The organism is Thalassococcus profundi, assembly GCF_003344785.1.
Lineage (GTDB): Bacteria > Pseudomonadota > Alphaproteobacteria > Rhodobacterales > Rhodobacteraceae > Puniceibacterium > Puniceibacterium profundi.
This window is the reverse complement of sequence record NZ_QPMK01000023.1, coordinates 1-15,521: the sequence shown is the minus strand read 5'-3', so window position 1 is coordinate 15,521 and position 15,521 is coordinate 1. Positions and strand designations below refer to the sequence as shown.

At 68.6% G+C, this 15,521-nt stretch carries 13 protein-coding genes; 5 read left to right on the top strand and 8 right to left on the bottom strand.

What is annotated here, in order from left to right:
* Positions 1–2: 2 nt before the first annotated feature.
* The 6 genes from DU478_RS23665 to DU478_RS20410 form a co-directional block, all read right to left on the bottom strand.
* Positions 3–2,546, bottom strand: coding sequence for a calcium-binding protein (locus tag DU478_RS23665; RefSeq protein WP_114512721.1), 2,544 nt, complete (start codon positions 2,544–2,546; stop codon positions 3–5).
* 304 nt (positions 2,547–2,850) lie between these two features.
* Positions 2,851–3,696 (bottom strand): 3-deoxy-8-phosphooctulonate synthase, encoded by an 846-nt coding sequence (gene kdsA / locus DU478_RS20430; RefSeq protein ID WP_199488391.1) that lies wholly within the window; start codon positions 3,694–3,696, stop codon positions 2,851–2,853.
* A complete protein-coding gene (locus DU478_RS20425; protein ID WP_114512720.1) occupies positions 3,697–4,485 on the bottom strand; it encodes a 3-deoxy-manno-octulosonate cytidylyltransferase in 789 nt (262 codons plus the stop codon).
* Complete coding sequence (locus tag DU478_RS20420) at positions 4,482–5,456, bottom strand: KpsF/GutQ family sugar-phosphate isomerase (protein WP_114512719.1); 975 nt, start codon at positions 5,454–5,456, stop codon at positions 4,482–4,484. Before DU478_RS20420 ends, DU478_RS20425 begins: the two co-directional genes overlap by 4 nt.
* Before the next feature lie 66 nt (positions 5,457–5,522).
* Positions 5,523–6,605, bottom strand: coding sequence for a ParB/RepB/Spo0J family partition protein (locus DU478_RS20415; protein ID WP_114512718.1), 1,083 nt, complete (start codon positions 6,603–6,605; stop codon positions 5,523–5,525).
* A 117-nt stretch (positions 6,606–6,722) separates the two neighbouring features.
* Positions 6,723–8,114, bottom strand: a complete 1,392-nt coding sequence (locus tag DU478_RS20410) for an AAA family ATPase (RefSeq protein WP_114512717.1) — start codon at positions 8,112–8,114, stop codon at positions 6,723–6,725.
* Between the two features lie 489 nt (positions 8,115–8,603).
* Here DU478_RS20410 and DU478_RS20405 point away from each other — a divergent pair, with 489 nt between their 5' ends.
* Positions 8,604–9,617 (top strand): replication initiator protein A, encoded by a 1,014-nt coding sequence (locus DU478_RS20405; RefSeq protein WP_114512716.1) that lies wholly within the window; start codon positions 8,604–8,606, stop codon positions 9,615–9,617.
* 47 nt (positions 9,618–9,664) lie between these two features.
* On the opposite strand, the gene DU478_RS20400 is transcribed toward DU478_RS20405, so the two are convergent.
* A complete protein-coding gene (locus tag DU478_RS20400) occupies positions 9,665–10,702 on the bottom strand; it encodes a DUF2793 domain-containing protein (RefSeq protein ID WP_114512715.1) in 1,038 nt (345 codons plus the stop codon).
* 176 nt (positions 10,703–10,878) lie between these two features.
* Between DU478_RS20400 and rfbC the strand changes: the two genes are divergently transcribed.
* The 4 genes from rfbC to rfbA are packed head-to-tail and all read left to right on the top strand — an operon-like array spanning position 10,879 to position 14,248.
* On the top strand, positions 10,879–11,436 hold the full coding sequence (gene rfbC / locus DU478_RS20395; protein WP_114512714.1) for a dTDP-4-dehydrorhamnose 3,5-epimerase: 558 nt from the start codon (positions 10,879–10,881) through the stop codon (positions 11,434–11,436).
* 3 nt (positions 11,437–11,439) lie between these two features.
* Positions 11,440–12,486, top strand: a complete 1,047-nt coding sequence (gene rfbB / locus DU478_RS20390; protein WP_114512713.1) for a dTDP-glucose 4,6-dehydratase — start codon at positions 11,440–11,442, stop codon at positions 12,484–12,486.
* A gap of 41 nt (positions 12,487–12,527) precedes the next feature.
* Entirely contained in the window at positions 12,528–13,382 is an 855-nt protein-coding gene (rfbD, locus tag DU478_RS20385) for a dTDP-4-dehydrorhamnose reductase (RefSeq protein ID WP_114512712.1), read from the top strand.
* Positions 13,379–14,248, top strand: a complete 870-nt coding sequence (gene rfbA, locus DU478_RS20380) for a glucose-1-phosphate thymidylyltransferase RfbA (RefSeq protein WP_114512711.1) — start codon at positions 13,379–13,381, stop codon at positions 14,246–14,248. Before rfbD ends, rfbA begins: the two co-directional genes overlap by 4 nt.
* 11 nt (positions 14,249–14,259) lie before the next feature.
* On the opposite strand, the gene DU478_RS22995 is transcribed toward rfbA, so the two are convergent.
* Positions 14,260–15,521: coiled-coil domain-containing protein (locus DU478_RS22995; protein WP_158545820.1), on the bottom strand; the 1,262-nt coding region annotated here is incomplete at its 5' end.

The following is a 15,521-nucleotide window of genomic DNA, read 5'->3' as shown; positions in this document are numbered from 1 at the left end:
CGTCACAGGAACAGAAAGTCGTCCGTGCTCAGATCCGCCGCAGAGACGCCGGGCAACAGGATCGTGTGATCGCCGTAGACGATCTGCGCCGCGTCCTCACCGCCGAGGCGCACATCGGCGATTCCAAGCTTGCTCAGGGGATCGTTGCCGGGCAGACGGCGGCCCACCAGCCGCAGCAGGTCGGTGCCGTCCTCGAAATCGGTGACCAGGCCGCGGCCGCCCCCCGACAGCGCGTTGAAAACGAAGACATCAGAGCCTGTTCCGCCCGAAAGCGTGTCGTTTCCGTACCCGCCGTTGAGCGTGTCGTTGTCCTCGTTGCCGCGCAGATAATCGTCGCCTTCGCCGCCGCCGAGGAAATCGTCGCCCCTGCCGCCGCGCACCGTGTCGTTCATGTCCCCCGCTCCGATGACGTCGTCGCCATCGCCGCCGCGCATGAAATCATTGCCCGCGCCGCCGCCCATCGTGTCGTTGCCCGCATCGCCGCTGACCGTGTCGTGTCCCCAGCTGCCCGCCAGCCGGTCGTCGCCATCGCCGCCCTCGAGCGCGTCGGTGCCGGCGCCGCCGGAAAAGACGTCATTGCCCGCCTCGCCGCGCAGGGTGTCGTTGCCCTCGCCGCCGCCGCCGCGGTCGTTGCCTTCCCCGCCCACCATCAGATCGTGGCCCAGGCCGCCGCCCAGCCGGTCGTTGCCGTCGCCGCCGAAGATCCGGTCGTTGCCGGCCTCGCCCGGCAGCCGGTCGTCGCCGGCGCCGCCGTAGATCAGGTCATGTCCGGCGCGGCCCTTGATACCGTCGTCCCCCGCCCCGCCGCGCAGCGTATCGTTGCCGCCCGCACCGTCGATCTTGTCGTCCCCGTCGCCGCCGCTCAGGCTGTCGGCCCCTGCCCCGCCAAGCAGGGTCTGGCCCGCGACCGGCGCGGGCGCCGGCGTCGGCGCGGGGATCGGGGCAGGCGCGGGTCGCGGCGCCGGCTCAGGGGCCGGAGGGGCGAGCGGATCCGGCCCCGGCACCGTATCGGGAAAGGGGTCGGGATCGGCCGGGGCGTCCGCTTCGCGCAGCGGCGCGATCTCGACCGCAAACCGGCCCGGCAGTTCCGGCACCAGCGCCGCCAGATCCGCCGCATCGAGGCGCGCGCCGTCAAAGCTGCGCAGTTCCAGCTCTTCGTCGCCGTAGCGCAGCACCGCCCCCCAGCTGGCGCTGGCCAGGTCGATCTGACCCAAGTCGTAAAGAAACGCCCATTGCGACAGGTCCAGCCGGTCCTGCCCGGGCCGGATGTCGGTGATCACGTCGCGCGCGCCATCGGCCTGCAGGACGAAGATATCCGCGCCCGCCCCGCCGGTCAGCCGGTCGGCCCCGGCGCCATCCGACAGGATGTCGTCCCCGCCGCCCGCGACAATCGTCCCGGCGACGCCGCCAAGCGCCAGCATGTCGTCATCTCCGGTGCCGTTGACCGCGCCGGAATTGCGCATCGACACCGTGCCCGGCGCGTCAAAATCGACCCTGAAGAGGCTCAACCCCGCCTCTCCGGCCGCGGTGGTGACGAACTCGAACCCGCCGGTCACGGGTTGCGCGGCGATCCCCGACACGCCGTCGAGCGCCGCCGCCAGGCTGTCGGGCAGGGTGTCCAGATGCACCAGCCGCCCCAGCGGCGTCAGGGCAAAGAGGCTGATGCCGTCGTCCCGTCCTGCGGCCAGCACAAAGACCTGATCCCCGACCGTCACCACCTCGAGCTCTGCCGCCCCGGCAAAGCGGGTGTGGCGGTCGTCGAGCAGATGATCGGCGACGCTCAGCCTGCCGTCATCGGCCACCCGCAGCACGGTCAGGCTGTCCGATCCCGCGGCGGCGGCAATGACGAAACTGCGCCCCGCCAGCTGCGCCGTCTCCAGCGCCATCACGGTCTGCACCGGCAGGCTTTCGGCGCGGCCGAGGTCCTCGACCGGATCGAGCCGGGCATCGGCCCCGACGCGGAAACCGCTGATCCCGTGTTCGCGGGCAGAGGCCGCGTAAAGATAGGTGCCGCCGGGCGTCTCCACGGCGGCCAGATCCGTCACCGCATCCAGGTAGTGCCGCGCCGTATCCACCCGCGCGCGGGGACCGCCGGGCACGCCGCCGGCGCCGATGGCAAAGCCGGTGAGCCCCGCCCCGTCCATCGCCGCGACGAACAGCTGCTCCTGGCCGCCCACCCGGGTGGCCAGGACGGTAGCGGCCTCGTCCTGATGCGCGCCCGGCCCCAGGTAGGCGCGCTGCCCGCCCCCCTCGCCGGCGTCGCGCGCGGCACGGGCGGTGTCGATCACCGCGCGCGGCAGGCTGGCGCCGCTGTGACCCGACACCGCCAGGGCCAGGCGCGTGCCGGGGCTGTGCCAGTCGGTGGCCAGCATCGGCGGCAGCCCGCCGGGGCCGAGATCGGTCTCGAGCGTGGCGCCATAGGCGTAATCGGCCATCGCAATGCGCGTCGCCGTCTCCTGCATGACCCGCGTCATCGAGATGGCGGCGATCGGCAGGTCGAACCCGGCGGCAGTGGTGGTCCCGATGTGGCGGATTCCGGTCGGCATCTGAAGCGGTCCTTCGCGCTGTGAACGCTTCAGGAAGTCGCAACCTTTGCTGTCGGGAGGTTTACAGGACCGTGGCGCAAAAACGGCGCTTTGGCACAAGTCGTGTCAATTTTTCCGGGCCATGCGCAAACCCTTGATCCGGCGGACAAAGCCGGGCGCTTCCACGTAAGGGGTTTTGGAACCAGACTTACCGGCAGGTTAATTCAGGCGGGTGAGAGCCTGATTTCACAGACTGTCCCACCTTGGGGCGTCGGCAGTCTCCGTGCTCCCGTACGTTTCGCGCGCGAAACTTTTGACCATCCGGTCAAATATCTCCGCCCTGCTTGCGCAGGTCGTCGAAGGCCCGCAAACGCCCGATCAGCGCGCCCATGCGGTCCACCGGGATCATGTTGGGCCCATCGCTGGGGGCATTGTCCGGGTCCTGGTGCGTCTCGATGAACAGCGCCGACACCCCCACCGCGCAGGCCGCCCGCGCCAGCACCGGCGCGAATTCCCGCTGTCCGCCCGAGGTCGCGCCCTGCCCGCCCGGCTGCTGCACCGAATGGGTGGCGTCGAAGACCACCGGGTAGCCCGTGGCGGCCATGGTCGGCAGCCCCCGAAAGTCCGACACAAGCGTGTTGTAGCCGAAGCTGGTACCGCGGTCGCAGAGCAGGATCGCCTCGTTGCCGGTGCTGGCGACCTTGGAGGCGACATTGGCCATGTCCCAGGGGGCCAGGAACTGCCCCTTCTTGATGTTGATCGCGCGCCCGGTCTCTCCGGCGGCCAGAAGCAGGTCGGTCTGGCGCGACAGGAAGGCGGGAATCTGCAGCACGTCGCAGACCCGGGCCGCGGGCGCGCAATGGTCAGGCAGGTGCACATCCGTCAGCACAGGACAGCCGAATTCGTCCCTGATACGCCCAAGGATCTCCAGACCCGTCTCCATCCCCAGTCCGCGTTCGGAGCCCAGCGAGGACCGGTTCGCCTTGTCGTAACTGGCTTTGAAGATGAAGCGCGTGCCTGTCGCGGCGCAGGCCTCGGCGATGCGCTCGGCCATCATCCGGGCGTGGTCCAGGCTCTCCAGCTGGCAAGGGCCGGTGATCAGCGCAAAGGGATTGGCCCCGCCGATCCGTATGTCTCCCACGGTGACGGTGCGGGTGTCGCGGATGTCCATTCAAAGCTCCTTCAATGCGGCTTCGATGCGGGGGATGTCGGCGGGGTTGTTGAGCTCCCAGAACACCCGGCCGCGGCCGTCGACTTCGGTGCAGGCGACGGGCGTGCCATTCTCGACGAAGCGCAGCTGTTCGAGCCCCTCCAGCGCCTCGAGCCTGCCCGTGGGCCAGCCCATGTAGGCGCGCAGGGCCGCCGGGCGGTAGGCATAGACACCGACGTGGTGAAACACCGGAATCGGGTCGGGCAGCTTGCCGGGGTCGATGTAGGGAATGACCTCTTTCGAGAAATAGAGCGCATGGCCGTTCGCGCCGAACACCGCCGTGGTGCCGCCGACGCGCCCCGCCTTGCGGTCCTCGACGAAGTGGCCGTAGGTCAGCGCGTCGCAGCGCAGCACCGGGGTGGCGACCTGCGCGGCGGCATCGGCTCCCATGGCGGCGATCAGGTCCTCGACGAACCAGGGCGGGGTCAGCGGCGCGTCGCCCTGCAGGTTGACCACCAGATCCGTCTCTATCCCGGCGCGATCCAGCGCGTCGGCGCAGCGTTCGGTGCCGTTGCGGCAGGTGTCCGAGGTCATGATGACCTCGGCGCCGAAGCCGCGGGCATGGTCCGCGATCCGGTCGTCGTCGGTCGCCACATAGACGGCATCGACGCCGCGCACCGACACCGCGGCCTCCCAGCTCAGGCGGATCAGGCTCTTTTTCCTGCCCGAGGGCAGGGTCAGTTCGGCCAGCGGCTTGCCGGGATAGCGGGTCGAGGCATAGCGCGCGGGGATGATCAGCGTCGTCTTCATGCCACGCCCGCCCGCAGCAGGTCGTGGATGTGCAGCACGCCTTCGGGATGGCCCGCGTCGTCCACCACCAGCAGCACCGAGATCTTGCGTTCGTTCATCATCGCCAGCGCCCGCGCCGCCAGCACGTCCGGCGTCACCGTGACGGGGTGTTTCGTGGCGATCTGCCCGGCGCTGCGCTGCATCAGCGCATCCATGTTGCGGCGCAGGTCGCCGTCGGTGACGATGCCCATGAGCGCGCCGTCCTCGGCCACCACCGCGGCGATGCCAAAGCCCTTGGCCGACATCACCAGCAGCGTCTCGGGCATCGGCATATCAGGCTCTACGAGGGGCAGGGCGTCGCGCCCGTGCATGAGGTCCGCGACCCGGGACATCTGCGCGCCCAGCTTTCCGCCGGGGTGGAAGTCGCGGTAATGGGCGATCTCGAAGCCGCGCGCCTTCATCAGCGCCACCGCCAGTGCATCGCCAAGCGCCAGCATCATGGTGGTCGAGGTGGTGGGCGCCATGCCCATCGGGCAGGCTTCGGGCATTTTGGGCAGGGTCAGCCGCAGGGTGGCGGCGCGCATCAGGGTGCTGTCGGGGTTGCTGGACATGCCGATGATCGGAATGCCGAAGCGGGTGCAATAGGCGATCTCGTCGGCCAGTTCCGGCGTCTCGCCGGAATTGGACATCATCAGGCAGACATCGCCGCCGCTGATCATGCCAAGGTCGCCATGGCTCGCCTCGCCCGCGTGGACGAAATAGCTGGGCGTGCCGGTGCTGGCCAGGGTGGCCGAGATCTTGCGCCCCACATGCCCCGACTTGCCCACGCCCGACACGATGACACGGCCGGCGGTGTTCAGGACCAGATCGACCGTCGCTGCGAAATCGGCGGGCAGATCGGCGGCCAGCGCATCGAGCGCGCGCGCCTCCAGCGCCAGCACCTCGCGGGCGGCCTGGGCGGCGGTGGGGGCAGGGGCGGCGGTATCGGGCATGGCATCCTCGGGGTTGCGTGGCGCCGGTCTAGCAAATCCCGCCGGACGGAGAAAGCCGGGACCGCGTCAGAGCCGCGCCGCCAGCCAGGCGCGCAGATCGGCATGCAGGTCGGGCGGCAGGTTGTCGCCGCTGATGGCGATGTCGCCGTTGTGGAACACCCGCATCCAGACACCGGGCGCCACCTCGCTGCCGCCCGCGCGCGCGCGGCGCACCTGCGCCTCGGTGAGCCGCTCGCCGGACTGCGGCTCGGCGAAGATGTTGGACACCGGTGCTGCGTCTGCGGGCGTCCTGGGGCGGATCAGGGTCTTTTTGTCCGGCTCTGCAGGGACTTTCAAAGCGGCGTCGATCAGGGCCTGTTCCGCTGCGGCATCGGCAGGCGGGCTGGACTCGAGCGCGCTGCGCAACCGCGCGGCAAGGCCGGGATCGTCCTCCAGCGCGCGGGCCAGGGCCAGGCCGCTGCGTTCGCCGATCGCCTCGGGGAAACGCAGCACGCCGTCGAGCTGCGCCACGAGGGTGAGAAAGCTGCCGATCTTCGACCGTTTCGGCCGCGAGGCCGAGGCGAAGAGCGCCGCAAGCGCCGCCTTTTCGCTGGCATAGACACCGTTATCGGCGGCCTTGGCGACGATGCGGGCACGCTCGAAATAGCTCAGACCCACCCGGATCTCGTTTTCCTCGACCATGGCGAGATAGGCGTCCGAAGCGTCCTCGGGCCGGCGCAGCAGCGCCAGCACGGTGCCGAACCGGTCCTCTCCGGTCTCTTGCGCCAGCCGCGCCAGCGCCTGGCAGCGCCGCCAGCCGGAGATCAGGCCATACCGTCCGCCTCCCAGATCCGCCACTTCGACCGGCGTCTGCTGGCCGCGGGCGCGCAGGGACTCCATCAGCGCGGTCATCTCGGCATCGTCGACCAGCGTACGGTCGCGCACGAGGTAGTCGAGCTGGATATCCCCCAGCGGCAGGCTCAGCACCATGCGGCCCTCTGTCCGGGCGCGGCTCAGGGTCTCGGCCATCTCGTCGAGTGCGGCGCTCGAGGCCGCTGCGCGCGCCACGTCGGCGATCGGGGCGGCGGCGAACATGCTCTTGGCTTCGGGCGCCGGGGTCGCGTCGAGGTAACCGGGATTGGGCGGGGTCAGGCGTTTGCGCTTGGCCATGTCAAAGGCTCCTTTTGCCCGGAAAGAGAGCGCATTTGCCCTCAACAGAGTCTGAATGCGGCGGGCGGTGGCGTTTCGCGCGCGAAACTTTTGACCATCCGGTCAAATATGAGCCGCTCATTCCGCCGCCTCCTGCGCGCCCAGTTCGTCGCGCCGCCAGGACCCGATCAGGAGCTGCTTGAAGGCGGCATAGGTGGCATCGAAGGTCTCGCGCCCGCGGGCATAGGTTTCGCGGTTGAAATCGCGGTAATCGGCTTCGTAGATGCCCTGCACCTGTTCGCCGGCCTGGCCGATGAGCGCGGTGAAATCCTGCCGGTGCGGCGACAGCGTCTGGCCCAGGTAGGCCTGCATGAGGGCGGCAAGTTCCGCCTGCTGGCTGCCGTCGTAGCGGGTGACCACGGCGCGCACCGCGTCCCACTGGAAGGCCAGCCCCTCGCGGCCCAGGGCGCGGGCGGCCATGTTCTCGGCCTCCTCGATGGACCCGAAGGTGGAATGCAGCATGTCGAAGAACCGGCCCGTGCTGTCGAATTCCAGGAACGACGCCCCCAAAGGCACCAGCAGGATATCGGCCGCCGCAAGGCCGTTGATGGTGAGGTAGCCAAGCGCCGGCGGCGTGTCGATGAAGACGATGTCGTAGGCGTCGAGCACCCCGTCCTCGGCCAGGCTGTCGGTCAGCGCATCCCAGAGCTTCCAGCCGCGGCCCTGCATCCGCCAGACTGGGATCTGGAATTCCGCCCAGTAGAGGTTCAGCTGCGCGCCGATGAGGTCGATGTTGGGCCAGTGGGTCTTCTGCACGAGGGTCTGGGCGCGCGCCTCCAGCGCCTCGGAGAGCGTATCATCAAGCGGCTGCGGCGCATCCCCCCGGTCCATCCGGCGCTGGTTCTCCAGGCGCAGGTGGCGGGCGTAGTGGCGCGCCAGAAGCGGGAACACCGTCTGCCATTCGTCGGCCACCCGGCCGCCGAAGATCGAGGTCATGGAGCCCTGGCTGTCGAGGTCGATCACCAGCACCCGGTAGCCGTCGAGCGCGGCGGACATCGCCAGGTGCGCCGCCGTCGAGGTCTTGCCGACGCCGCCCTTGAAGTTGGCCACCGCGACCATCTTGGCGGGCTGACCCTTGGGACGGTAGGGCAGGTATTCCTTGGCCTTCGATCCCTCGGTGCCGAAATGCGCGCGCAGGCGCAGCACCTCGTCGAGGGTGAACCACTTGGCGCCGCCGTCGGTCTCGGACCGGCCCTGCGGCAGGTCGGGGTTCTGCTTCAGCACCCGGCGGAAATGGCCCACGGCTACTGGAATGAGGTAGCGGGTGATCTCCCAGGTCGAGAAGAACCGCAGGCTGCGCGCGCCGTTCTCCTCGAGCCCGCGGGAGGCCAGGTCTTCGCGCCCCGCACTGCAGGCCCGGGCGATCTGGCCGAAACCGGCGGTGGCGGTCGGGGACCCGAGCGCGGCAAGGGCCGCATCGGGGTCGATGTTGAAATAGGGGGGCAGGGGGCCCCGGGGATCGGATTTCATCTGCTGCTCGTCCCGTGCCAGAGGGGTGTTCGTTATGAGGGGAGGCCCCCAGCGCCTCTATGTGCGCCCTTTTGGCCAGAGTATCAGAAAACCGCACACATGAAAGCAAAACCCACACATGGGAGTGGTTTCTCAGCAAATTGCGGGAGGTTTCAGGGATTTGGCAGGTCCGGCCCCTGGGCGCTGGCCCTTTGGTCCCTGTTATTTTCTGTTAGTTGATACGTTACGGGCAAGCGGCGGTCTCTGCAAAGCCCTGTTTTTCATGGGCCAAATCGCAGCCGGGACCGTTCATGCGACTCTGAACCCCCGATCGGGCGACTCCGATCCCCCGCTGCCGCGACTCCGATCCGCCGATGGCGGGGCAGGCGATGCTGGACGCAGGCTGTGGATAACTTTACCGTAGGCGTCACTGAAACCCCGAAAGCGGATTCGCATAAAAACCGGGGGCAGGGCGGCAGAGCAGGCCGCGGGACAGATGAGGCAAAAGGCATGACCCCAGCAGGCACTGCGGGTGGCGGCGGACGATTACCCGACCGGCATCCGACGGCGGATTTTTTCGTCTGCGATATCTTCGGCGCCTCCCCCAAGGACGATCTGGGGTCGATGGAGCATCCGATCTTTTCGCTCTCCACCCGGCCCGACCGGCGGGTGCTGCGCTATGACCACAACGGCACGCAGGTGGAGGTCACGCCCTCGGTCAAGGGCCGGGCGACGATCCACGACAAGGACGTGCTGATCTACTGCGTGAGCCAGCTGATGGCGGCGATGAACGCCGGCCGCGCGATCAGCCGGACGCTGCAGCTGACCGCGCATGACCTCTTGGTGGCCACCAACCGCGACACCTCCGGGGACGCCTATACGCGGCTCAAGGAAGCCTTCGAGCGGCTGGCCGGTACGCGGATCACCACCAACCTCGCCACCGGCGGGGTCGAGACCACGCGCGGCTTCGGCCTGATCGAAAGCTGGGAGATCGTCCGCCGCAGCCGCGGCGGGCGGATGATCAGCGTGACGGTGACGCTGTCGGACTGGATCTTTCGCGCGGTGCTGGCGAAATCGGTGCTGACGCTGAGCCGGGAGTATTTCCGCCTGCGCAAGCCGCTGGAGCGGCGCATCTACGAGCTGGCCCGCAAGCATTGCGGGCGCCAGCCCGGCTGGACGGTGAGCGTCGCGGTGCTGCACAAGAAGGCCGGGTCGACCGCGCCGCTGCGGGTCTTTCGCGCCGCCCTGCGGCGGATGGCCCGGGACGCCAACCTGCCCGAATACGATCTGACCGAGGCCGAGGGTGACCTCATGCGCTTTACCCGCCGTGCCGCGGTGGTGGACCCGGTGGGCGCGCCGGTGCTGAGCCCGGAGGCGCTGGACGAGGCGCGCCGTCTGATCCCCGGCGCGGATGTCTATGCGCTCGAGGCGGACTGGCGCGGCTGGTGGGCCGAAAGCGGCCGCAAGCGCCTGGGCAATGCCGACGCGGCCTTCCTGGGCTGGGTGAAGACGCGGCGGGGGTAGGCGCCGCGCGGCACCCTAAGTCAGACCGCCACGCCCGGCCCGGCGCTTCAGACCGCCGTGCCCGTGGCGTCGCGCCAGACACTGCCGTCGCTCCAGAGCGGCTGCGTCAGCCCCGTGTCGTAGATCATCGCGCCCGCGCCCTGTGCCGCGGCATCGGGACGGCTGGCGCTGGCATAGGTGCCGGGCCGCACCGGCCCGGACACCTGAAGCGCGCAGGACGGGGTTGTGGTGCCGATCCCGACCCGCCCCGCGGCGGTGATCGTCATCCGCGCGGTGTTGGCGGTGGCGAACTGCGTCGCCGTCGCCTCGTAGTTCCAGAAATAGGCGGCGTTGGAATAGCCGAACCAGAAGCCGTCGGTGGGGCCGCTGCCGGAGATGCCGTTGCTGAGCAGGATCGAGGCGCCAAGCGTGCCGGGGCGATGGATGTGCAGCGGGTATTTCGGATCGGCCGTGCCCATCCCGATATGGCCGTTGTCGCCACGCAGATGCAGCGCCCCGGTCCAGGTGCTGCCGTCGTCCGACACCTTGAACGACAGCGCGTCCGAGCCCGCCAGCCCGATCTCGGCCCGGCCGGAATAGCCCGACTGGAAGAGCAGCGACGCGGTGTCGGCTGCCGTGGCCTTGTTGATCTTGAGCCGATGCCCGCCGCCGTCGTGGGTCAGCAGCGTGGCCGCCGCGGCCACCGCCAGCCGGTTGGTGGCATCGAAGGCGGCATTCACCCCCAGCCCGTCGAGATTCTCGAGCGGCAGCGCCCGCCAGTCGCCGTCCGCCAGGACCCGCAGCGCGCCGGTGGCGGCCTCGGCGGCCACCCAGCCGTCCTGCGGGGTCACGAAGATCCAGGCGCCGTCCTGGAAGGCCGCCAGCGTCGCCGCGTCCTGACCGGCCCAGGCATCCTGCGCCCCCGCCCCCAGGGCATAGACCGCGCCCTCTTCGGGCACGCCGGGCGGCTGGGTGGCGGCAAAGGCGGTGACGGTGAGCTGCACCAGGATATCGAGCCGGGTCAGCGCCGCGTTGTGGGTGACGTGCTTCTGCGCCTGCGCGGGCGCCAGATAGGGCAGGTCGAGGCGGGGGGAATTGTCGGCCATGAAACCTCCGTCGGTGGCTGCCGGATACCCTGCGTGCGCGGGGTCAACAGCCGCTTAATCCAGCGTACGCACAGGCCGGGGCGCGCAAGGGGCCGCTGTTGCGTCTGGGTGCTTTCGCTTGGGCAGCATCCCGTGTAAGGGAGGCTCATCGACAGATTTCCCTGGGACCGCCCTTGATGCTCGAGATTGAAAAGACCGCCATTCCAGAGGTTCTGATCCTGACGCCCCGCCGCTTCGGCGACGCGCGCGGGTTCTTCAGCGAAAGCTGGAACCGGCAGCGGATGCAGGAGGCGGGGCTCGATTACGATTTCGTTCAGGACAACCATTCGCTGTCGGCCAGGGTCGGCACGATCCGCGGTCTGCACTTCCAGTCGCCGCCCCATGCCCAGGACAAGCTGGTGCGCTGCGGCAAGGGCGCGCTCTTCGACGTGGCCGTCGACATCCGCCGCGGCTCGCCGACCTACGGGCACTGGACGGGGTGCGAGCTGAGCTTCGAGAACGGCAAGCAGTTGCTGGTCCCCGCCGGGTTCCTGCACGGCTTCGTCACCCGCGCGCCCGATACCGAGATCCTCTACAAGTGCACCGATTACTACGCGCCCGAATGCGACGGCGCGGTGCGCTGGGACAGCTGCGGTATCGACTGGGGCCTCGAGGGCGATCCGCTGCTGTCGGACAAGGATGCCGCCGCCCCGGCGCTGGCCGATTTTCAATCTCCATTCGTCTACGAGGGCTGAGCCATGAAACTGCTTGTCACCGGCGGGGCCGGTTTCATCGGATCGGCGGTCGTGCGCCGCGCCATCGCCGACGGCCACAGCGTCGTCAACCTCGATGCGCTGACCTACGCGGCCTGCCTCGACAACGTGGCGCGCGTGGCGGACAGTCCGAACTATGCCTTCGTGCAGGCCGACATCCGCGACCGCGCGGCGCTGGACCGGGCGTTCGCGGAACACACGCCCGATGCGGTGATGCACCTGGCCGCGGAATCCCACGTCGACCGGTCGATCGACGGGCCCGGCGATTTCATCGAGACCAACATCACCGGCACCTACAACATGCTCGAGGCCGCGCGCGCCTACTGGGTGGGGCAGGGCAGGCCGGAGGCGTTCCGCTTTCACCACATCTCCACCGACGAGGTCTTCGGCTCGCTGCCGTCCGACCCGTCGGTCAAGTTCACCGAGGACACGCCCTACGATCCGCGCAGTCCCTATTCCGCCTCGAAAGCCTCCTCCGACCATCTCGTGCGCGCCTGGCACGAGACCTACGGCCTGCCGGTGGTGCTGACCAACTGCTCCAACAACTACGGCCCCTATCATTTCCCCGAAAAGCTGATCCCGGTGATCATCCTCAACGCGCTGGCCGGCAAGGACCTGCCGATCTACGGCGACGGGTCCAATGTACGCGACTGGCTCTATGTCGAGGATCACGCCGAGGCGCTGCTGCTGGTGGTGCAGAAGGGCGAGCTGGGACGGTCCTACAACATCGGCGGCGAGAACGAGCGCAGCAACCTCGAGCTGGTGACGACGCTCTGCGGCATCCTCGACGAGCTGCGGCCCTCGAACCACCCCTATGCCGAGCAGATCACCTATGTCACCGACCGCCCCGGCCACGACGCCCGCTATGCCATCGACCCCGGCCGCATCCGCGCCGAACTGGGCTGGCGGCCCTCGGTCACGGTCGAGGAGGGGTTGCGCCGCACCGTGCAGTGGTATCTCGACAACGAAGACTGGTGGCGGGCACTGCAGACCCGCAAGGGTGTCGGCGAACGGCTGGGTGTGACCGCATAGGCGCAGGCCGCACGGTACAGGACAGAAGGACCGCGAGCACCATGAACATTCTCGTCTTCGGCCGAACCGGCCAGGTGGCCACGGAACTGGCACGGCAGTCGCAGGCGGTGACCTGCCTGGGCCGCGACGCCGCCGACCTGACGGATCCCGCGGCCTGTGCCGCCGCGATCGAGACGCATGACCCCCGCGCGGTGATCAACGCCGCCGCCTGGACCGCCGTCGACCGCGCCGAGGAGCACGAGACCGAGGCTTCGGCCGTCAACGGGGACGCGCCGGCGGCCATGGCGCAGGCCTGCGCGGCACGCGGCATCCCGCTGGTGCATATCTCGACCGATTACGTCTTCGCGGGCAGCGGCACGGACCCTTGGGTCGAAACAGACCCTGTTGCCCCGCAAAACGCCTATGGCCGCACCAAGCTCGCGGGCGAAGAGGGCGTGCGCGCGGCCGGCGGGCCCCACGCGATTCTGCGCACCTCCTGGGTGGTCTCGGCGCATGGCGCGAATTTCGTCAAGACCATGCTGCGGCTGGGGGCAGAGCGCGACCGGCTGACCATCGTCGCCGACCAGGTGGGCGGGCCGACGCCGGCCGCCGACATCGCGCAGGCCTGCCTGGAGATCGCCGGGCAGCTGATCGCGGATCCGGGCAAATCGGGCACCTATCACTTCTCGGGCGGGCCGGACGTGAGCTGGGCCGATTTCGCCCGCGAGATCTTTGCCCAGGCCGGGCTGTCGCCGGAGGTTGCGGACATCCCCACCACCGACTTTCCCACCCCGGCCAAACGACCGCTCAATTCGCGGCTCGACAACGGCGCGCTGACAGCCACCTTCGGCATCGCGCGCCCCGACTGGCGCGCGGGCCTCAAGGACATTCTTGCAGATATCGGAGCTTCCAAGTGAACAAACGCAAAGGCATCATTCTTGCGGGCGGGTCGGGCACCCGGCTCTATCCGATCACCATGGGTGTGTCGAAACAGCTCCTGCCGATCTACGACAAGCCGATGATCTACTACCCGCTGTCGGTGCTGATGCTGGCGGGCATCCGCGAGATCGCGGTGATCACCACGCCGCAGGACCAGGACCAGTTTCGCCGCACCCTGGGCGACGGCAGCCAGTGGGGGCTCACGCTCACCTACATCGTGCAGCCCAGCCCCGACGGGCTGGCGCAGGCCTACCTGCTGGCCGAGGGGTTCCTGGCCGGCGCGCCCTCGGCGCTGGTGCTGGGCGACAACATCTTCTACGGCCACGGCCTGCCCGAACAGCTGGCCGACGCCGATGCCAAACCCGAGGGCGGCACCGTCTTCGGCTATCGCGTCGCCGATCCCGAACGCTACGGCGTGGTCGATTTCGACGATCAGGGCCGCGCCACGGCGATCATCGAGAAACCAGAGGTGCCGCCGTCGAACTACGCTGTCACCGGGCTCTACTTCCTCGACGGCACCGCCCCGGCCCGCGCCAAAGAGGTGCAGCCTTCGGCGCGCGGCGAGCTCGAGATCACCACGCTGCTGGAAATGTACCTGCACGAGGGGCTTCTGGACGTGAAACGCATGGGGCGCGGTTATGCCTGGCTGGATACGGGCACGCACGGGTCGCTTCTCGATGCGGGCAACTTCGTGCGCACCCTGGAAAAACGCCAGGGCCAGCAGACCGGCTGCCTCGAGGAAATCGGCTACGACCAGGGCTGGATCGACCGCGCCGCACTGGAGAAACGCGCGGCGATGTTCAAGAAGAACGATTACGGGCGCTACCTGAAAAGCCTGCTTTGAGCCTGCGCGCCTCAGCTCTTGCGGCGCAGCCGTTTTGAAATCGCCCGGAATGGCGCCGTCAGCCTCCAGGAAGAACTGCTTTGCAGCTCCAGAATGGCGTATTCCGCGCGTTCGGCCGACAGGCGCATCTCTTCAAGGCGGGCGCGCTCCACCTTGAGCGCATGTTCGCTGTCGGACAGCAGACGTGTCACGTCGGCAATTTCCCGGGTGTTCGTGCGCAGGTACTTGTCCAGATCGGCGATTTTCTGATCTCGTTCCGAAATCAGTTGCGCGTTGCGCGTGCGGTCTTCGATGTGCAGCTTTTCCAACTGGTTCAACTTGGATTCCGCTGCTTCTCGCGTTTTGCGTTCGCGGTTCAACGCCTCTTCCGACGTGCTGCGCTCGGTCTCTAGCGCGGTTTCCTTCGTGGCCAGGATACGTGTCATATCGGCCAGTTCACGGCATCTCGCCTTCAGGTTCTCTTCGAGGGAGCTGACCTGTTCGCTCTTGCGCTGCAGCTTGGCGGACATGAGCGCCTCGTGGTCCTCCGTCTGTCTTCGCAGCGTCTTGAGCTCACCGCACAGGCGCTCTTCGGTGTCCTGCAGGGTCGTGCGCAACGTCTCCAGCTCGGCGGTCTTTTCCTCCAGCAGGCGTTCGGACTCGGCGCTCTTGTGGCGCATTTCGTCGGCTTCGTGACTGCGCTGCGCCAGGGCACTCTGGGTCTGGCTCAGCGCGTTTTCCAGATCGCGCAGCCGATCCACCTGTTGCGCCAGCTCGCCTTTCAGACGTGCCTCGGTCGTGCGCAGGTCCTCCTGCGCTGCGGTCAGCTCTGCAGTCTTGAGGCGCATCTCCTCGGTGTGCTGCAGGCTCATCGCCTGCTTGCTGTCGTGCAGCGCGCGCACCTGTGCGTCCAGTTCGCTGGCGCGCGCGGCTTCCCTGGCGTGGCGGGTTTCGAGGTCGGCCAGCAGGGATGTCTTTTCCGACAGATCGTCGCGCAGCCGGCTCATCTGGTGGCGGGCTTCTTCGGCACTCTGATTGTGGCGGATCAGCGCCGTTTCGTTCTGCGCCAGGCGGGCGCGCAGTTCGCTTTCCTGGGTCTGCAGATCGTTGATCTTTGCGTTCTTCTCGTCCAGCGTGGCGTTCAGCTCGGCGACGGTCTTGTCGAGCGTGTCGGCCTTGCCGCGGGCCTGCCGGACGGCGTCGTTCAGGCGGGCGGTTTCGCCCTTGAGCCTGTCGATCTCGGTCTTGCCGGTCTCGGACTCGGTCCTGAGCGCGGCTTCGCGCTCCTGCAGGG